This is a genomic window from Bradyrhizobium sp. CCBAU 11357 (assembly GCF_028128865.1).
Taxonomy (GTDB): domain Bacteria; phylum Pseudomonadota; class Alphaproteobacteria; order Rhizobiales; family Xanthobacteraceae; genus Bradyrhizobium.
Genome location: NZ_LBJW01000111.1, coordinates 58,185 through 74,170, shown reverse-complemented (window position 1 = coordinate 74,170; position 15,986 = coordinate 58,185). Strand labels below are relative to the sequence as shown.

At 63.1% G+C, this 15,986-nt stretch carries 19 protein-coding genes and 2 tRNA genes; 4 read left to right on the top strand and 17 right to left on the bottom strand.

The genetic code is table 11. The features are described from left to right. Positions 1 to 61: 61 nt before the first annotated feature. The 12 genes from XI05_RS32435 to XI05_RS32380 form a co-directional block, all read right to left on the bottom strand. Positions 62 to 137: transfer RNA gene (locus XI05_RS32435), tRNA-Phe, on the bottom strand. A 187-nt stretch (positions 138 to 324) separates the two neighbouring features. After that, a complete protein-coding gene (yacG, locus tag XI05_RS32430; protein WP_271509524.1) occupies positions 325 to 507 on the bottom strand; it encodes a DNA gyrase inhibitor YacG in 183 nt (60 codons plus the stop codon). Positions 508 to 663: 156 nt separating this feature from the next. Next, a complete protein-coding gene (locus XI05_RS32425; protein ID WP_172785139.1) occupies positions 664 to 1,293 on the bottom strand; it encodes a Maf-like protein in 630 nt (209 codons plus the stop codon). 286 nt (positions 1,294 to 1,579) lie between these two features. Next, the gene (locus XI05_RS32420) at positions 1,580 to 2,047 is read right to left on the bottom strand and encodes an arsenate-mycothiol transferase ArsC (RefSeq protein ID WP_271509522.1); all 468 of its coding nucleotides are present in this window, start codon (positions 2,045 to 2,047) and stop codon (positions 1,580 to 1,582) included. A 6-nt stretch (positions 2,048 to 2,053) separates the two neighbouring features. Continuing rightward, the gene (locus XI05_RS32415) at positions 2,054 to 2,551 is read right to left on the bottom strand and encodes a UPF0262 family protein (RefSeq protein ID WP_172785141.1); all 498 of its coding nucleotides are present in this window, start codon (positions 2,549 to 2,551) and stop codon (positions 2,054 to 2,056) included. Next, positions 2,548 to 3,843 carry a histidinol dehydrogenase gene (hisD, locus tag XI05_RS32410; protein ID WP_271509520.1) on the bottom strand — a complete coding sequence of 432 codons (1,296 nt, stop codon included), beginning with the start codon at positions 3,841 to 3,843 and terminating at the stop codon, positions 2,548 to 2,550. The genes XI05_RS32415 and hisD overlap by 4 nt, the downstream gene beginning before the upstream one ends. Positions 3,844 to 3,988: 145 nt before the next feature. Further along, complete coding sequence (locus XI05_RS32405; RefSeq protein ID WP_271509518.1) at positions 3,989 to 4,432, bottom strand: DUF2948 family protein; 444 nt, start codon at positions 4,430 to 4,432, stop codon at positions 3,989 to 3,991. Positions 4,433 to 4,573: 141 nt separating this feature from the next. Further along, entirely contained in the window at positions 4,574 to 5,398 is an 825-nt protein-coding gene (locus tag XI05_RS32400) for an alpha/beta fold hydrolase (RefSeq protein ID WP_271509516.1), read from the bottom strand. Between the two features lie 82 nt (positions 5,399 to 5,480). Continuing rightward, positions 5,481 to 5,990, bottom strand: a complete 510-nt coding sequence (locus XI05_RS32395; protein ID WP_271509514.1) for a hypothetical protein — start codon at positions 5,988 to 5,990, stop codon at positions 5,481 to 5,483. A 222-nt stretch (positions 5,991 to 6,212) separates the two neighbouring features. Next, positions 6,213 to 6,521: an EthD family reductase gene (locus XI05_RS32390; protein ID WP_271509512.1), complete on the bottom strand. Its 309-nt coding sequence runs from the start codon at positions 6,519 to 6,521 to the stop codon at positions 6,213 to 6,215. A 137-nt stretch (positions 6,522 to 6,658) separates the two neighbouring features. After that, complete coding sequence (locus tag XI05_RS32385) at positions 6,659 to 8,365, bottom strand: FAD-dependent oxidoreductase (protein WP_271510066.1); 1,707 nt, start codon at positions 8,363 to 8,365, stop codon at positions 6,659 to 6,661. A 38-nt stretch (positions 8,366 to 8,403) separates the two neighbouring features. Then, a complete protein-coding gene (locus tag XI05_RS32380; protein ID WP_271509510.1) occupies positions 8,404 to 8,592 on the bottom strand; it encodes a hypothetical protein in 189 nt (62 codons plus the stop codon). Between the two features lie 323 nt (positions 8,593 to 8,915). Between XI05_RS32380 and XI05_RS32375 the strand changes: the two genes are divergently transcribed. From XI05_RS32375 to XI05_RS32360, 4 genes are all read left to right on the top strand, one after another. Beyond that, positions 8,916 to 8,974: transfer RNA gene (locus XI05_RS32375), tRNA-Thr, on the top strand. Positions 8,975 to 9,541: 567 nt separating this feature from the next. Then, on the top strand, positions 9,542 to 9,817 hold the full coding sequence (locus XI05_RS32370) for a hypothetical protein (RefSeq protein ID WP_271509509.1): 276 nt from the start codon (positions 9,542 to 9,544) through the stop codon (positions 9,815 to 9,817). 65 nt (positions 9,818 to 9,882) lie between these two features. Further along, the gene (locus XI05_RS32365; protein ID WP_271509507.1) at positions 9,883 to 11,205 is read left to right on the top strand and encodes a hypothetical protein; all 1,323 of its coding nucleotides are present in this window, start codon (positions 9,883 to 9,885) and stop codon (positions 11,203 to 11,205) included. 358 nt (positions 11,206 to 11,563) lie between these two features. Beyond that, complete coding sequence (locus XI05_RS32360) at positions 11,564 to 11,914, top strand: RidA family protein (protein ID WP_271509506.1); 351 nt, start codon at positions 11,564 to 11,566, stop codon at positions 11,912 to 11,914. A 256-nt stretch (positions 11,915 to 12,170) separates the two neighbouring features. Here XI05_RS32360 and XI05_RS32355 read toward each other — a convergent pair whose 3' ends face one another. The 5 genes from XI05_RS32355 to XI05_RS32335 all read right to left on the bottom strand — a co-directional run bounded on the left by XI05_RS32355 (position 12,171) and on the right by XI05_RS32335 (position 15,866). Continuing rightward, complete coding sequence (locus tag XI05_RS32355; protein WP_271509504.1) at positions 12,171 to 12,422, bottom strand: hypothetical protein; 252 nt, start codon at positions 12,420 to 12,422, stop codon at positions 12,171 to 12,173. A gap of 625 nt (positions 12,423 to 13,047) precedes the next feature. Beyond that, on the bottom strand, positions 13,048 to 13,524 hold the full coding sequence (locus XI05_RS32350) for a Crp/Fnr family transcriptional regulator (protein WP_271509502.1): 477 nt from the start codon (positions 13,522 to 13,524) through the stop codon (positions 13,048 to 13,050). 303 nt (positions 13,525 to 13,827) lie between these two features. Next, positions 13,828 to 14,724 carry a class I SAM-dependent methyltransferase gene (locus XI05_RS32345; protein WP_271509500.1) on the bottom strand — a complete coding sequence of 299 codons (897 nt, stop codon included), beginning with the start codon at positions 14,722 to 14,724 and terminating at the stop codon, positions 13,828 to 13,830. Then, positions 14,711 to 15,349, bottom strand: coding sequence for a ferric reductase-like transmembrane domain-containing protein (locus XI05_RS32340; RefSeq protein ID WP_271509498.1), 639 nt, complete (start codon positions 15,347 to 15,349; stop codon positions 14,711 to 14,713). The genes XI05_RS32345 and XI05_RS32340 overlap by 14 nt, the downstream gene beginning before the upstream one ends. 13 nt (positions 15,350 to 15,362) lie before the next feature. After that, positions 15,363 to 15,866 carry a Twin-arginine translocation pathway signal gene (locus XI05_RS32335; protein WP_271509496.1) on the bottom strand — a complete coding sequence of 168 codons (504 nt, stop codon included), beginning with the start codon at positions 15,864 to 15,866 and terminating at the stop codon, positions 15,363 to 15,365. Positions 15,867 to 15,986: the final 120 nt, after the last annotated feature.

The window sequence follows — 15,986 nt, the reverse complement described above, 5'->3', positions numbered from 1 at the left end:
ACCGAACGAGGGTAGTGCCTCAGGGGCAGCCACATCTCGGGGATATCCGACGTCAGAGGCATGGTGCCCAGGGGCGGAATCGAACCACCGACACTGCGATTTTCAGTCGCATGCTCTACCAACTGAGCTACCTGGGCGTGCTCCAAGAGAGGGGCCAAAGCCCATCGAGCGGGCGGTTTATAGTGGGCCGAGAGCGGCCTGTCCACCCGGCTTCGCCAAGTGGCTGCGCCGGGCGCGGCCCTTCTGTGCACAAGATCGGGCGGGGGTTGCTGCGGCTGGTGCGGGGCGCCTCAGTGAGGCCATTAAGGCATTGATATAGGTCGATTATTCGACGTCGTCCGTCTCGTCGTCGCGGCCGGGGATGACGTAGGAGCCCTTCAGCCAGCGATTCAGATCGACGTCGCGGCAGCGCGAGGAGCAGAACGGGCGGGTGGCCTGCGTCTGCGGCTTGCCGCAGATCGGGCAGGTTCTGAGCGAGCCGGTGGGCTTGGTGACCTGATCGTCCATGGGTGTCGGCAGCTTACGCGAGGTGGCGGGGTTCAAGAGTCTGTCGGGAAACGGGTTCCTGGCGCAGCCGCACATGCGCCGCTGCGCGGACCCGGCGGGGCCATTCTACTGTGCATGGGGTTGTTTTCGAGGTTTTTGTCGGCGCGTCGTCTGGGCTCAGACCGCGGTGGAGTTGAGCCAGCCGAAACGGATCGGGAAACCCTCGCCGCCGAGCAGTGTCGTGGTCTCGTAGAGCGGCAGGCCGACCACGTTGGTGTAGGACCCGACCATCTTGACCACGAAGGATCCGGCTATGCCCTGCACGGCATAGCCGCCGGCTTTGCCGCGCCATTCGCCGGAACCGATATAGGCCTGGATGTCGTCCTCGGAGAGGCGCTTGAAGCGGACGCGGGTCTCGACCAGGCGCTGGCGGAAGGCCTCACGCGGCGTGACGAGGCAAATCGCGGTGTAGACGCGGTGGTTGCGGCCCGACAGCAGCCGCAGGCATTGCGCGGCTTCGTCCACGAGGTTCGCCTTGGGCAGGATGCGGCGGCCGACCGCCACCACCGTGTCGGCGGCGAGGATGAAGGCGCCGCGCAACTCGTCGTCGAGCTGCACGGACTTCAGCGCGGCGTCGGCCTTGGCCCTTGCCAGCCGGTTGGCGCAGGCGCGCGGCAGCTCACCCCGCTTCGGCGTCTCGTCGACGTCGGCCGGGCGGAGCGCGTCCGGCTCGATGCCGGCCTGGTTGAGCAGCGACAGCCGACGCGGCGAACCGGAGGCAAGTACGAATTTGGGGCGGCCGAGCATCAGGTGATTTGGGGGATGAGGCAGGGGTGAAATTGCGCGCGGAACCTATCGGAAGGGGGCTGATTTCACAACCCGGGAACCCGGACTTTGCTGATTCGAGGTTTCCGACAAGCGTGTGCCCTCGGTCTGTGACGCCGGTGTTACGGAGGATCTCGTGTCCCGGACGCGGCGCGGCATGAAATGTTGCGACGCTGAGCCGGACCCACGGTCTTGCACATGCGATGAGATGGGCCCCGGCTCTGCAGCGCATCGCGAAGGTGCGCTGCACTGCGTCCGGGGCACGAGATCACCCGCTCGCCGCGCCGACCTTGGCGAAGCGCCGCCGGATGCGCATCAGGAGCTGATCGCAGACCTCGCGATAGGCAGCTAACTTCTGGTCGCGGCTGCCTTCGATGGTGGTGGGATCCTGCGTCGGCCAGTATTCGACCTCGGCGGCGAGCGTTCGCGTCAGCTCCAGCGCCTTGTGATGCGCCTCGGGCGAGAGCGTGATGATGAGGTCGAAATTCAGCCCCTCCCAATCCTCCAGCTCCTCGAAGGTCTGCGGTTTGTGGGCCGAGATGTCCTGGCCGAGCTCCCCCATCACGACGACCGCGAAGGGATCGAGATCGCCCTTCCTGGCGCCGGCCGACTTCACGTAGAGGCCTTGCGGAAACATGTGCTGCAACAGGCTCTCGGCCATGGGCGAGCGCACGCTGTTCATCGCACAGGCGAACAGCACCGATTGCGGATCGCGTGCGCGTTGGGGCGCAGCCATCCGTGATCAGCCCTTCCAATGAAGGACGGTAATGAGCGTGAACAGGCGGCGCGAGGTCTCGAAGTCGACCCGCACCTTGCCTTTCAGCCGCTCCTGCAGCGTGCGCGATCCTTCGTCATGGATGCCGCGGCGGCCCATGTCGATGGCTTCGATCTTGTCCGGCGTCGCGGTGCGGATCGCCTGGTAGTAGCTGTCGCAGATCATGAAATAGTCCTTCACGATCCGCCGGAACGGCGTCAGCGACAATAGATGCGCCACGACAGGCGTACCATCCTCGCGGCGGATGTCGAACATCAGCCGGTTGCCGGTGATGCCGATATGCAGCGTGAACGGGCCCTTGCCCTCCGCACCCTCGGGCGCGAACAGGTTCTGCTCGATCAGATCGTAGATCGCGATCGCGCGCTCGTGCTCGATGTCGGGCCCGGAACGGCCGATCGAGTCCTCGTCGAGCGTGACGCCGACGATGCGATTGGTCGAGTCGTCCTGTTCGGGCGGCTTTGTCATGACAGATTGAGGCGCAATCCAATCGAGCGCGAATGGGCGTCCAGCCCCTCCGCCTTGCCGAGCGTCATCGCGGCCGGACCCAGCGCACGCAATTGGTCGGGCCCGCATTTCAGGATCGAGGTGCGCTTCATGAAGTCGTGCACCGAGAGGCCGGAGGAAAACCGCGCCGAGCGCGCCGTCGGCAGCACGTGATTGGAGCCGCCGACATAATCGCCGATCGCTTCGGGCGTGTGCGGTCCGAGGAACACCGCGCCGGCATTGCGGATCTTCGCGGCGAGCGCGTCGGGATCGACGGTCATGATCTCGAGATGCTCGGCCGCGATGGCGTCCGCGAGCGGGATGGCCTCGGCGAGGTTCTTCACCATGATGACGGCGCCGAAATCGGCCCAGGACGCGCTGGCGATCGCGGCGCGCGGCAGCGTCTTCAGCTGCGCCTCCACCGCCTTTTCGACCTCGGCGGCGAGGCGTGCCGAGTCCGTGATCAGGATCGACTGCGCGCTGGCGTCGTGCTCGGCCTGCGCCAGCAGGTCGGCGGCGATCCAGTCGGCATTGCCGGTGTCATCGGCGACGACGAGCACCTCCGAGGGGCCGGCGATCATGTCGATGCCGACCTTGCCGAACACCAGCCGCTTGGCGGCGGCGACATAGGCATTGCCCGGGCCGACGATCTTGGCGACAGGCGCGATGGTCGCGGTGCCATGCGCGAGCGCAGCGACCGCCTGCGCACCGCCGACACGGTAGATCTCGGTGACGCCGCCGAGATGGGCGGCCGCCAAGACCAGCGGATTGAGCTTGCCGTCCGGCGAGGGCACCACCATCACGAGGCGTGACACGCCGGCGACTTTCGCCGGCACTGCGTTCATCAGCACCGATGACGGATAGGCGGCCGTGCCGCCGGGGACGTAGAGGCCGGCGGATTCGATCGCGGTGTAACGCCAGCCGAGCTCGACGCCGAGCGGATCAGTGAAGCGCTCGTCTTTCGGCAACTGGCGGCGGTGATAGGTCTCGATGCGGTCGCGCGCGAGCTTGAGCGCATCCAGCGTCGCAGACTCGCAGGCCTTCACGGCGGCCTCGATCTCGGCGGCGGAGACGCGCAACGAGGACGCATCCAGCCTCAAGCGGTCGAACTTGGCTGTCGCTTCGAGCAGGGCGGCATCGCCGCGCCTGGCCACATCGTCGACGATCGCGCGCGCGGCGGCCTCCACATCGGCCGAAGCCTCGCGCTTGGCGGCGAGGAAGGCGGCGAATCGCTGGTCAAAATCGGCGCTGCTGCGGTCGAGGCGAACGGGCATGTTTCGCTTGGCTTCCGGCTGGTCTTGAGGGGCGGGTCGGCGCACCAGGTCCCTGCTCAATGGCGCGGCGGGGAAGCTGCGTCAACCCTCGGGAGATGCCGTTCCGGCCAGGGCCGGAGCCCATTCCGCTGGTATACCGGCCGCTTCACCCCTCCCCCTCGACTCCCGTGCCCAGCGTGTCGGCGCCGAGGTCGGTCAGCTCGCATTCCAGGCACTCGACGTCCAGGCGGATGGCGCCGCCCTGGGCGAACAAAAGCATGGCGCTGCCGCCGGGCTCCTCGGCGCGGCCGTCCTGGGGGTGAAATTCAATGCCGACGAGATCCAGCACCTTGTCCGGCGCGGCGAGGTCGATGTTGCGCGACTTGCAGGCGAGCACACGGTCGAAACGCAGTGCGGCGACCAGCCGGCGCGGCTCGGTCTCGCCCTCCAATGTCTGCTCCCAGTCCAGCCGGCTCATTCCGACCACAAGCCGCTTTTCGCTCTGACGCCAGATGATGTCGGATGCCTGGACACGGGCGTCCTGGACATGGGTCGAGATCACGGCGAGATCGTCGGGGTCGAGCGCAATCAGTTTGAGCTGGGACGACATCGCCGGCGCTTCTCCTGAAGTGGATGGGGCTCAACGCGCGCGAGCCCCGAAATTTCCACTCAAGTTAAGCCCTCGCCCGTCTTGCCGCTACGCGGCGAGCCACCCTTTCCCCACAACGAGGGGGAGAGGGTCCGCGAAGCCTCACTCCTTGAAAAACGCCAGGAGATCCGCGTTGATCGTCTCGGCATGCGTGGTCGGCATGCCGTGAGGGAATCCCTTGTAGGTCTTCAGGATGCCCTTCTTCAGCAGCTTGGCCGAGAGCGGCGCCGAGTCCGCGTAAGGCACGATCTGGTCGTCGTCACCGTGCATCACCAGAACCGGCACGTTGATCTTCTTCAGATCCTCGGTGAAATCGGTCTGCGAGAACGCGACGATGCCGTCGTAATGCGCTTTCGCGCCGCCCATCATGCCCTGACGCCACCAGTTTTCGATTACGGCTTCCAGCGGTTTTGCGCCGGGGCGGTTGTAGCCGTAGAACGGGCCGGCGGCGATGTCGCGGTAGAACGCCGAGCGGCCGGCGGCGAGCTGGGCCTGGAAATCGTCGAACACGCTTCTGGGCAGGCCGCCGGGATTGGCCGGTGTCTGCACCATCAGCGGCGGCACCGCCGAGAGGATCGCAGCCTTGGCGACGCGGCTCTCGCCGTGGCGGGCGATGTAGTGCACGACCTCGCCGCCGCCGGTGGAATGGCCGACATGGAGGGCGTTCTTGAGGTCGAGATGCGCGGTGAGCGCGGCGAGATCGTCGGCATAATGATCCATGTCGTGGCCGTCGGCGACCTGCGCCGAGCGGCCGTGGCCACGGCGGTCGTGCGCGACGACGCGATAGCCGCGCGTGACGAAATACATCATCTGCGCGTCCCAATCGTCCGACGACAGCGGCCAGCCATGGCTGAACACGATCGGCTGGCCCGAACCCCAATCCTTGTAGAAAATCTCGACGCCGTCCTTGGTGGTGATGGTGGGCATGGTGGGGGCTCCTTTTAAGCTCCAATCATTCCGGGACGCGCGTTAGCGCGGACCCGGAAGGCGCGTCGCGCTTCGCGATAAATCAGGCAAACGCCATGGGCTTGTAGCGGCGCCAGGCGCCGATGGTCAGCACGACGAAAAACACCAGCACGATGCCCTGCACCACGGCGAACACCGGCCCCGATGGCGGCGCCGGCGGCACGGCGGGCGCGAGCGCGGCAAGCGCGGGCACCTTCAGGAACGACTGGATCACCAGCACGAAGACGTTGAAATAGAGCGAGATCATCGCGGTCACGATGTAGACCGGGCGCCAGACGCCGGCGAGCTTCATGCCGTAGAGCGCAAAGCAGGCGACGGCGAGCAGCAGCAGCGAGATGATGCCGATGATGTGCGAGGGCAGCAGCTCCTTGAACGGAAACAGGAAGCCGGTGGCGCTGGTGAGGATGGTGAACAGCAGGAAGATCGCAGTCAGGCCCGGCATCGGCTTCGAGCCGAGCAGGCCGAACATCACGACGAGCCCGGCGATGATGGCAATCAGGCTGATGATGACATGGATCAGCGTGAGGGCGGGCAGACTCAACCCAAAGATCATGACATCTCTCCTACTCTCCGTTGAGGTGACGAGAGTAGTATTACGATCCTCATGGGATTGCCACCTGCGTTGTCGTCACATGCAGGCGCGCAGCCATGCGTCATCGCGCGAAATCGAAAAACGCATGGCTGAACTTTTTGCAGCGCTGTCACAAACGACGGCAGTTTCGTGTTCGTCGCCCGGATGGAGCTTGCAGGATTCAACGAAAGTTGAATCGATCTCTCACACGTCCTTGGTGTCGAAGATCAGGATGTCGGCGCCGCCGCTGGCGAATTTCGGCACATCAGCGCCGGTCGCCTTGCCTTCCGGGCTGGCGAAGGCCGCCTGAACGTCGGCGACGCTGTCGAAAGTGAGGATGGCGACGAGATGGATTCCGGAAGGACCCGCGGGAGAGGCGACCGGCCCCTTGCTGACGGCGTAGTTCTTCAGGCCGGGAAGCTTCTTGGCGAGCGGAATGTGGGTCTCGGCATAGTAATTGTCGAAGGCGGCAGCATCCTTGGGTGTCTTGTAGAGCACAACGACTTCAGCCATTTAGTCCTCCCGTTGAATCCTTGTTTTTTCCGCGCGCGATTGGCCTCGCGACGAGGGGATAGTCTGTAGTTGTCGGCAAGATGGCAAGCCGGATTCGGCTTGCCATTCCCTTGTATTGTCCTTGCTCTTGTCCTTGCCTAAAGCGCCGGTTTTGCGGCGTCGCCGAGATAGCCGTGCAGGGAGGCGACGACCTGCGCACCCTCGCCGATGGCTCCGCCGACGCGCTTGACCGAGCCGGAGCGGACGTCGCCGACGGCGTAGACGCCGGGCACGGAGGTCTCCAGCGGCGCCACCAGCTTGCCCTGGTTCTGCTCGGACTGCGCGCCGGTCACGACGAAACCGCCGCGATCGAGCGTCACGCCGCAACCGTCGAGCCAGGACGTGGCGGGATCGGCGCCGACGAACAGGAAGAGATTGCGGATGTCGGCGGAATCCTCGTCATCCGACAGCCGGCTCTTCCAGCGGATGCGCCGCAGCAGCGACGCCTCGTCGCCCTCGAGTGCGGTGATCTCGGTGTTGAACATCAATTCGATGTTCGGCGTCGCTTCGATGCGCTCGATGAGATAGCGCGACATGCTGGCACCCAAGCCTCCGCCGCGGATGATCATCAGCACCTTCTTCGCGTGACCGGACAGGAACACGGCCGCTTGGCCTGCCGAATTGCCGGCGCCGACCAGAGCCACCTCCTCGCCGGCGCAGAGCCGTGCCTCCACGGGCGATGCCCAGTACCAGACGCCGCGGCCCTCGAACGTGTCGAGGTTGGCGATGTCGGGGCGGCGATAGCGTGCGCCGCTCGCGACCACCACCGAACGTGAGCGCAAGGGATCGCTGCCCTCCAACGCCACCGAAAATGCGCCGTCCTTGCGCGAGCAGTCGAGCGACTTCACCGTGACGGGAATCATGATGTCGGCGCCGAACTTCTGCGCCTGGGTGAAGGCACGCGCGGTCAAGGCCTGGCCGGAAATGCCGGTCGGAAAGCCCAGATAGTTCTCGATGCGCGCGCTGGCGCCGGCCTGGCCGCCGAAGGCGCGGGTATCGAGCACGGCGACCGACAGCCCTTCGGATGCGGCATAGACCGCGGTGGCGAGCCCGGCCGGTCCGCAGCCGACGACCGCAACGTCGTAGATGCGGTCGCCCTTGGCGCCGCCGATCATGCCGATGGCGCGCGCAAGCTCGGTCTCATTGGGGTTGCGCAGCACCGCGCCATCGGCGGTGACGACCAGCGGCCAGTCTTCGGGCTTGGGCGAATAACGCGCGATCAATTCGGCGCCGCCGCGTTCGCGGTCGGGATCGAGCAGATGATGCGGCTGGCCGTTGCGGGTGAGAAAGCCCTGCAGCCGAACCAGGCCGACGGAGTTCGACGGTCCGATCAGCACGGGACCGCCGACGCCGCCCTGGATCAGATTGACCCGGCGCAGGATCAGCGCCCGCATGATGCGCTCGCCAAGGTCGGCCTCGGCGACCAAGAGCGCGCGCAGCCGGTCCGGCGGCAGCAGCAGCGTCTCGACCTCGCCCTCGGCGCGGCCGTCGACCAGCGCCGGCTGTCCCGAGAGCTGGCTGAGCTCGGCCAGGAATTGCCCCGGCCCCTGGTCGATCACCGGGATGACGTGACCAAGGCCGTCGCGCTGGCTGATGGCGACACGGCCCTTGAGCACGACGAACATGCCGGGCCCGGGCTTGCCGGTCTCGAACAGCAACTCGCCGTCCGCATAGGTGCGGATTTCGCCGAAGTGCCTGATCCGTTCGATCTCGGCGGGGGTCAGCGCCGGAAAGGTCTGCTCGGGGCGGGTGAACCGCACCAGCTGCGCATCACGGTCGGTTCGTTGTGTTTCGTCCTGCCCCATGGTCACTGCATGCACTCCAAAATTTCCAGCAGCCGGCTTCAACGACGGGTCTTGCCGGCGGCCCCCTCATTTAGGGAACCATCGTCGTTCTGCGAGGGGTCGGTGATTGCGGCGCGTTCGCGCGCCTGCACCTTCCGCCGCTTCAGGTTTTCGCGCAGCGCCGATTTCAGCCGGTCGTCCCGGGACACCCTCGCCTGCCTCGCGCTCTTGTCAGTCTCGTCAGCCATCGCGGCTCCATCCCAGCAACCGGCAGCAGGATGCCATCGAAGTGTGGCAGCTCAAGAGGCAACGCGATACGCCCATTTGAAACGCGAGATGGATCGAATCCGGGCCCCAGGCCAACTGACCAGTTGGGCAGGGATATCAGACCCCGAATCGGCGTGAAGTCGGTCGTTTCGGGCGAAACCGGGCATTTTGGCGCCGATATCGGCCCGATTTTCTCGTGTTGGCGGGGCTAGCAAGCTTGCACAGGAGGGGGGCTTGTGGCAGATATCGGCCCGCTTGGTAGGCCCCTCGGGCGGCCGATTCTTGTCCCAGCACATGCTGCCGTAGCTCAGTGGTAGAGCACTCCATTGGTAATGCAGCTATCGAGAGTCTTGGAATCTCTCAAACCCCTTTAAAATAAGCACTTTCTTCGTTTTCGCTCCTGACTAAAACTGCACAAAAAAGCAGAACAGAGCATGAAAACGCATCAAAACTCGTGCAAAATTAGTGCAGTCAACATTGGTACTTGCCGCGCTCTTTTCCTCTAGCGTCTCTATTGCCAGACTCGCTGTCACACGTTAGACGGTGCCCGTGGCTCGCTGCCGTAGCTCAGTGGTAGAGCACTCCATTGGTAACTATTGCCCATCCGGTTGGAAACGATCGGAATCGTAACCGCTCAAATTCGGGGAAACCGTCCAGGTAACTGACGGCAATCCCGAGCCAAGCCCGAGCAATTCGGGAAGGTGTAGAGGCCAGACGGGCGGCACCTAAAGGTCTTTCGAGATCGACGGTGAAGGGATGGTCCAGCACACAAACGCCGCAAGGCGGGTGCGAAAGCATCGGTGTGATGAATGGAGAGGTCGACAGTTCAATCCTGTCTGGCAGCACCACTTAACTAATTTGCAGTGTAGCGACACGAACGTTTGGCACACTGTGATTGGTCATCCATTTTTTTGCGGATCACTCCATAGATTGACTAAGATGATTCCATCGTTAGTCGAACCCGGATTTTACTACGAGAAGATGGGTCAGAAGGGCTGGCTCCGCTTGGTCGTCGGATTCGACAACGCGCACGCGGTATATGCCGACTTTGTTGGTATAGGCGCCTGCTATCCTGAGAATCTTGGCCGCTGGGCGGCGGCTCGCTACGACGCGAATGAAGCCCTTCAGCGCTTTCCCGATGAAGTTAGAAAAATTCATCAGGTTCTCAAGCAACATGGCCTGCTGGGCCACTCCGATTCATCTTAGAATTGCAAAACAGCGTCTCTCGGAGAGGTTGAGAGACGTAACCGGTTAGTTGGGGCTGCTACGGAATGAGTCTGGGTGATCTCGATGAGCTCGTTTTGCGATGCAGAACGGAAGAAGGCCGCAAGTACATTGTGGAGGCCGTAACCTGCTACAAGGCAGGGGCGTACCGTGCCTGCATCGTCGCAACCTGGGTAGCCGTAGTTTATGACCTGATTTCCAAGATTCGTGAAATCGCGCTGTCGGGCGACCCTGCCGCGCAACAAATCGTCGCCGACCTAAATCGATTTCAACCCCTCATCGCTCAGAACGATCTGGGTGCGATTAAAAAGTCGCTCGATCTAGAGCGCGGTATCGTGGACATTTGTAATACGCAGTTCGGCTTCTTTGAGGGTATGGAAGTCTTGGACCTGACGCGGCTGCATGACGACCGGAACAGGTGTGCGCATCCGAGCTACCAGGGCATGGAAACCCCCTACTCGCCAAGCGGCGAACTCGCGCGGGCGCACCTAGTGCACGCGATCCAACACGTTCTGTCACAGGCGCCGGTGCAGGGTAGAGCGGCGACCGCTCAGGTCTTGCGGCTTGTCACCTCTCAATACTTCCCTTTGGACATAGACAACGCAAAGCTGCAGCTCAAATCAATCGGTCTAGATCGTGTCCGTGAAAGCGTGATCCGCGCCACCATTGACCAACTCACGTATGGCTACATCGAAGGCGGTCCAGACCTCAAAGGACTGAGGCGGACGCTCAGCGCCATTTGCGCGCTGAGCGAAATGCATTCAGATATATGCGGCCCTCGCATCAAGGGTGCCTTGAACAAGATGGGAAGGCGCGTATCTGATCCCGACCTGCTCTACTTCTTCGGGCTGCTCATGCACTATGGACGAACGTGGGAAATGCTCGAAGACGACAATCGCAATCGCGTGAAAGAAATGGTGCGTCTCTCGAACGACAACATCGCAGAGCACGCTATTCCGATCGCGCTCAAGGAGCGGGACCTGGAAGAAGTGAGCCGCGAGCGCCTATGGCGACTACCATTGAGCGGCTTGCGAAACATCGCACAGCAAACAAAGCACCCCATCGTCATTGATGCCTGCGTCAACCTGTACTGCAGCTCAAGGAACTGGGAAATAGCGAACTCGAATTATCAATCGCTGGAGCCGGTCCTCGATGACCTGACACAGGATCAGGTTCGGCGCATTCTGAAAGCTAGGGTCGCGGAACAGGCCGATCTTCCGGGCGCGCACAGCTTCGGTGCTTTCTGCCTTCACATTTACAAAACGGAAAAAATCTCCCGAGCGGAGTTGCTAGAAACGCTCAACACTCATGGCGGTGAGTACGTGGCCCGCGATCTCACGCGCGGCACAAACGACGACATTCCCTTTTAGTAGTCAACAGCCGCGCGTTCGACATTACGGGCGCGGTATTGGCGAAGCGGTTGGCCGACGGTCGCAAATAGTCGACTTTGACAATGGAGTGCTCTACAGTTTAAACTACTTTTGTTTTCAATGCGTTGTGGACTCATGACCCTTCCCTAGGGTGTACAAAATTCGTGCAAAGGCTTTTCTGCAAAGTTCTGAAAGGCTTATTTTAGCAGTGTTTTTGCACTCTCAAGCTCCCCCTTGGTAATGGAGAGGTCGACAGTTCAATCCTGTCTGGCAGCACCAGCTTTCCCCATCGACGCGAGCCGTGTTGAACCAAGCCTTGCGCCTGGCCAGCGCGCCCGCAACAGCCACGGATGCCATCGTGATCACACGTTCCCTGCCATATGAAGGACTGCTCCACGAGATCGTCGAGCATAATGGCGTGCTCTATCTCGGCGGCATCGTCCCTGAAGATGCCGGGCTCGACATGGCGGGCCAGGCCGACGATGTGCTGCGCCAGTTGAAGACCCTGCTCGAGGGGGCCGGCTCCGATCTGTCCTGCGTTCTGCAGGTGACGATCTTCGTGGCCGACCTCGCCGACAAGGCCGCGTTCAACCAGGTGTGGAAGCGCTATTTCGCCGCGGAACATCTGCCGGCGCGTGCCGCGATCGGCGTTGCGGATCTCGGCCCGGGCGTCAAGCTGGAGCTGACGGCGATCGCCGCCCGCCGCTGACCCTCGAGCGATGGGCGAAGCGAGCAAGCCCGATCATTCCTGCGTTCGCACATGAAGCCGTGCTCTCGCGACGCCAAGCGTCCGAGTTTTGCTGTGTTCCTTGACCCTCTTCTGTGAAGAAAGCGGAATCTTTTCGCGGGATGGGATTGACGCGGTTTGCGCGGGAGGTGGTGTTTTGCCCGACGGGCTGATAGGCGCCACGATGCCGGCTTTTGGATCCCAAACCCGGGCGACCCAGTTGTCGCTAGCCTCGGTTTCAAGTCGGGCGGAGATGCCGCCACTTGAGCCATTGCCAAATAGCCAATGCTAGCAGCAATGGCACGAAGGGGAATCCCACAGCGGTGACCAGGAAATATTCGCGCGGAAAGAACGCCGACTGAATTGGGATGACGGAGCACACAATCCCAATCCACACGATGATGTAGTAAACGGTCAGGGCACGCCGATCTATTAGCGCGCCGTGCTTCGCTCTTTCCATGACGAGCGAATAAGTTTCTTTCGGGGTCATGGTCGATGCTCTTCCGTCGATCGAAGCCAGCAGAATTCTAGCACAATTTCGCGAAAGGGGTTGACGGGCTTGCGCCGAAGGCCTGCTTTTTTGCCCAACGGCTCAGAAGCATTGCGATCCATATCAGTTTGCGGTCGCGGCTCTTCGAAAGGTGCGGTCACACGGCACGTTGACCCCTCATTTCATGGTGATAATCTTTCAGCTCGCACCCTGTCCGGGAGGACACAATGGGATGGTTCGACCGCCTGTTTGGAAGGATGTCGGAGCCGACGACCCCTCTCTTTGCGAGATTTCGGCGGAAATCAAAGGCACCGACCGACCCTGATCTTCTGAAAATCGCCAAGGACCGGAAGGGGCATGTTTCCCGCCGAGCCGTCAGGGACGAGTATAATCGGCTGGTCCTGGAGAAGTACGCGCACGACAAGTCGTGACGCCAAGATCGTCCAGGCCGATCTCGGTGACGAAACATGATGGTCTCGCGACGGCTCTATCTTCTGCGCACCATCAATGTCCCCATTCTTCTGCGGTGCCGTAGCCCGGATGGAGCGCAAGCGTAATCCGGGATCGTTCAGCGCCGAGGCAGTGGCCCCGGATTGCGCTCCGCTCCATCCGGGCTACGGGACTATCAATTATCGCCATTCTTCTGCAGTGCCGCGAAGCGATCGTCGGCCCGGCGCAGCCGCCGGCACAGCTCGCGGTTGATGTTCTGCAGGACGATCACATAGGCGTGGATGTCGGCCTTGTAGCAGGCATAGAGCTTTTGGGCCGTCAGCTCGTACAGCACCGTCGGTGCCTCCGCGACCACCGTAGCGGAGCGGTTCTGCATTTCGATCAGCGTCATCTCGCCGAAGAAATCCCCAGGCTCCAAACGCGATATCGGGATGACGCCGCCCGCATGGTCCCGTTTGCTCACCGCGAGCCGGCCGGACTTGACGATGAACATCGAGCGGCCCGGCTCGCCCTCGGCCACGACGGTCGCGTTGGCCTCGAAGCGGCGCTCGACCAGCATCGAGATCAAGAGGTCGAGGCTTTCGTCCGAAAGGCCGCCGAAGAACGGCGTCGCCAGCAGGAACGCTTTCAGATCGGGGGACGTGACGAGCATTGCGCGAGGTTACGCCCGGTCGATGGCTGCGGCAAGCTAAGCGGCGCAGCCAGGTTCCGTCATTGCGAGCCAACGGGTCCGCGCGAAGCGCGGCCCGATGACAGGCTCCGCGAAACAATCCAGGAATGTGTTCGCGGAGACCGTCTGGATTGCTTCGTCGCAAGGGCTCCTCGCAATAACGCTGCGAGAGATTTTCACCTCTCGACTCTGGTCCACTGCCGCGCGAAGCGAAACCCATCGGGCTCGTTCGGTGGCGAAGATGATGAGTTCGAGAAGTGCTCTACCCGTCCTGCACAATGCGGGCTATTTGGGCCGGCGCCCCCTGATCGCGTGTGCGCGCGCACTGCAGGTGATGCGACCGTCCGCATGCGCCGGCAGGGCCGCACGCACCCGCGCGATGAGCGTCTCGAGGTCTGCGGGCTTCATCGCGGCGACGGCAGGCCGGAGCGCTGGAGACTTCAGGCTGATTGCCCAGAAGTCGTCGAAACCTGAAAACGTCCGTTGCACCGTGATCTCTCGCGTTTGCACGTCCTCGAGACCTGCTCCTCGCCACAGGTCGCGCAACGCGTCCATGCGGGAGGCGTTCATCCGTGGCGGGCGCGTTGCCGGAATGCCCATCGCCTTCATCTCGTCGTAGATCGGGTCGAGCGGAAAGCCGCCACCCAACATGTCCCACATATACGTCATGACCGTACCGCCGGGGACGACGACCCGCACCATTTCGCTGACGCCCCTGGCGGGATCCGGAACGAACACGAGAACCAACGCCATCGCAGCCGCATCGAAGCTGCCATCGGCGAAAGGAAGTGCCATCGCATCGCCCTGGTGAAACTTTGCCACGCGCGCCGCAGGTCGCGTGCGCGCAAAGGCAAGCTGCTCTGCCGAGGGATCAATGCCCTGGACCTCGACGGGGCTACAGCGCTCGACCAGGAGTTCGGTGAAGGCGCCGTTGCCGCAACCGATGTCGATCCACCGCAAGCCGGGAGGAGGTGCCAGCCAATCAAGGAATATCTCGCCAGCGAACCGGCTCCAGATTCCCATCATCTGCTCGTAGGCGGCACCGTCGTCGAAGTGAATGGTCTGCTCTGCCATGTCGAGATCCTCCCGGCCTGATGACGATGCCTGGCGCGCGCCATTCTGCACACAAGAGATGGGACGGGGGAAGTCCCGGAGCTGATCGGGCGGATTACTGTCGCGCAATGCCCTCGCTGCGCAGCAGCCGCCGCTTTCGCCACACCTTCAGGTCAATCATGACTTTCACCGTTGCCGCGAGGACGAGCGCACAAAGCGCCGCCTTGGAGATCGTTTCCATCGTTCCCTCGATCAGGAGGCAATGGATCACGCTGCCCGTGACGATGACGATGGCGAGGGGAATATGGATCATGCGCCAGGTTCGCGGCCGCAATCCCAATGGCCTTCGCAGCAGAGCCAGGAGCGCAACGATGAAGATGGCCCACATCGCGGTCACGCCGAAGGGGGAGAACGGCGTCGGCGACGAGAAGGTCAGCGCATCGACCATGTCGGGGGGGCTGGTGACCCAGAGGCCGGCAACGTGGACCAGAATCGCCAGGGCAAGCGTGCCGCCGATCCAGTGATGGACGCGCCTGCCGCGATAGGCCGACAAGCCCGGCAGGTAGCCGCCGATCAGCAAAGGCTGCACGAGCACGAGACCGAGGGCGATGATCCCGGCGAAACCGGCGAGGATGTAGACAGGACCGCGCCAGGCGAGCTGCTCGCTGGCTGCGGCAGCGGCGACCGGCACACCGATCGCCAAGGCAAGGGCGACCCAGATCAGGGGCGCCCGGGCCGATCTCCATCCCTTCATCTGCAAATCGGGTTCAAGCCGGCTGCAGCACGAAGTGCGCCTCGAGGCTGGTCTCCTTGGCGCTCCGCATCACCGGCCGCAGGAAGACCGTCCTGAACTCGCCGCTGTCATAGGCGAGATGACCGTGCGGCTGGCCGAAGATCGGAATGATCTGCGGCATCTCCAGCCGGAACTTGCCGTCCTTGTCGGTGAGCGTGGCGCCGTGGCTCTGCGGCTCATGCTCCTGCCCTTCGACCGTGTGCGCCCAGATCTGGATGCGCTGCCCGGCCAGCGGAGTCCCGTCCCCGGCGCGGCGCACGGTGCCGCTCATCCAGAAGCCGCCCTTGCCGATCCGATCCACGATCGCCGCGCCCTTGCGGTAATTGTTCGCGCCGCCCGACATCGACTCGGTCGGCGCGAGGCCGCTGGCACGGGCCGGCAGCAGGAGGCCGGAAGCGCCGGTTGCCAAGACACCGGTCGTCAGGACGGAGGCGCCAGCGACGAGGAGATTGCGGCGGGTGAGTGCGACCGTGGTCATGTCGGTTCCTCCTGGCGGCAGTGCAGTGGCACCAAAGAGACTACAGCAACAGACGCCAGACGCCCAGTTGCGATGAAGGGCGCCCCGGGTCGCAATAACGCTGTTGTGAAAGCAAATAGA

Coding starts and splice junctions, on each gene's coding strand:
- XI05_RS32405 (WP_271509518.1), bottom strand. CDS start 4,432: ATGTCGTCCCAGCTCAAACTGATTGCGCTCGACCCCGACGATCTCGCC.
- XI05_RS32390 (WP_271509512.1), bottom strand. CDS start 6,521: ATGGCTGAAGTCGTTGTGCTCTACAAGACACCCAAGGATGCTGCCGCC.
- XI05_RS32355 (WP_271509504.1), bottom strand. CDS start 12,422: ATGACCCCGAAAGAAACTTATTCGCTCGTCATGGAAAGAGCGAAGCAC.
- XI05_RS32420 (WP_271509522.1), bottom strand. CDS start 2,047: ATGGCTGCGCCCCAACGCGCACGCGATCCGCAATCGGTGCTGTTCGCC.
- XI05_RS32385 (WP_271510066.1), bottom strand. CDS start 8,365: ATGGGGCAGGACGAAACACAACGAACCGACCGTGATGCGCAGCTGGTG.
- XI05_RS32380 (WP_271509510.1), bottom strand. CDS start 8,592: ATGGCTGACGAGACTGACAAGAGCGCGAGGCAGGCGAGGGTGTCCCGG.
- XI05_RS32415 (WP_172785141.1), bottom strand. CDS start 2,551: ATGACAAAGCCGCCCGAACAGGACGACTCGACCAATCGCATCGTCGGC.
- XI05_RS32395 (WP_271509514.1), bottom strand. CDS start 5,990: ATGATCTTTGGGTTGAGTCTGCCCGCCCTCACGCTGATCCATGTCATC.
- XI05_RS32340 (WP_271509498.1), bottom strand. CDS start 15,349: ATGAAGGGATGGAGATCGGCCCGGGCGCCCCTGATCTGGGTCGCCCTT.
- hisD (WP_271509520.1), bottom strand. CDS start 3,843: ATGCCCGTTCGCCTCGACCGCAGCAGCGCCGATTTTGACCAGCGATTC.
- XI05_RS32350 (WP_271509502.1), bottom strand. CDS start 13,524: ATGCTCGTCACGTCCCCCGATCTGAAAGCGTTCCTGCTGGCGACGCCG.
- XI05_RS32335 (WP_271509496.1), bottom strand. CDS start 15,866: ATGACCACGGTCGCACTCACCCGCCGCAATCTCCTCGTCGCTGGCGCC.
- XI05_RS32400 (WP_271509516.1), bottom strand. CDS start 5,398: ATGCCCACCATCACCACCAAGGACGGCGTCGAGATTTTCTACAAGGAT.
- yacG (WP_271509524.1), bottom strand. CDS start 507: ATGGACGATCAGGTCACCAAGCCCACCGGCTCGCTCAGAACCTGCCCG.
- XI05_RS32425 (WP_172785139.1), bottom strand. CDS start 1,293: ATGCTCGGCCGCCCCAAATTCGTACTTGCCTCCGGTTCGCCGCGTCGG.
- XI05_RS32365 (WP_271509507.1), top strand. CDS start 9,883: ATGAGTCTGGGTGATCTCGATGAGCTCGTTTTGCGATGCAGAACGGAA.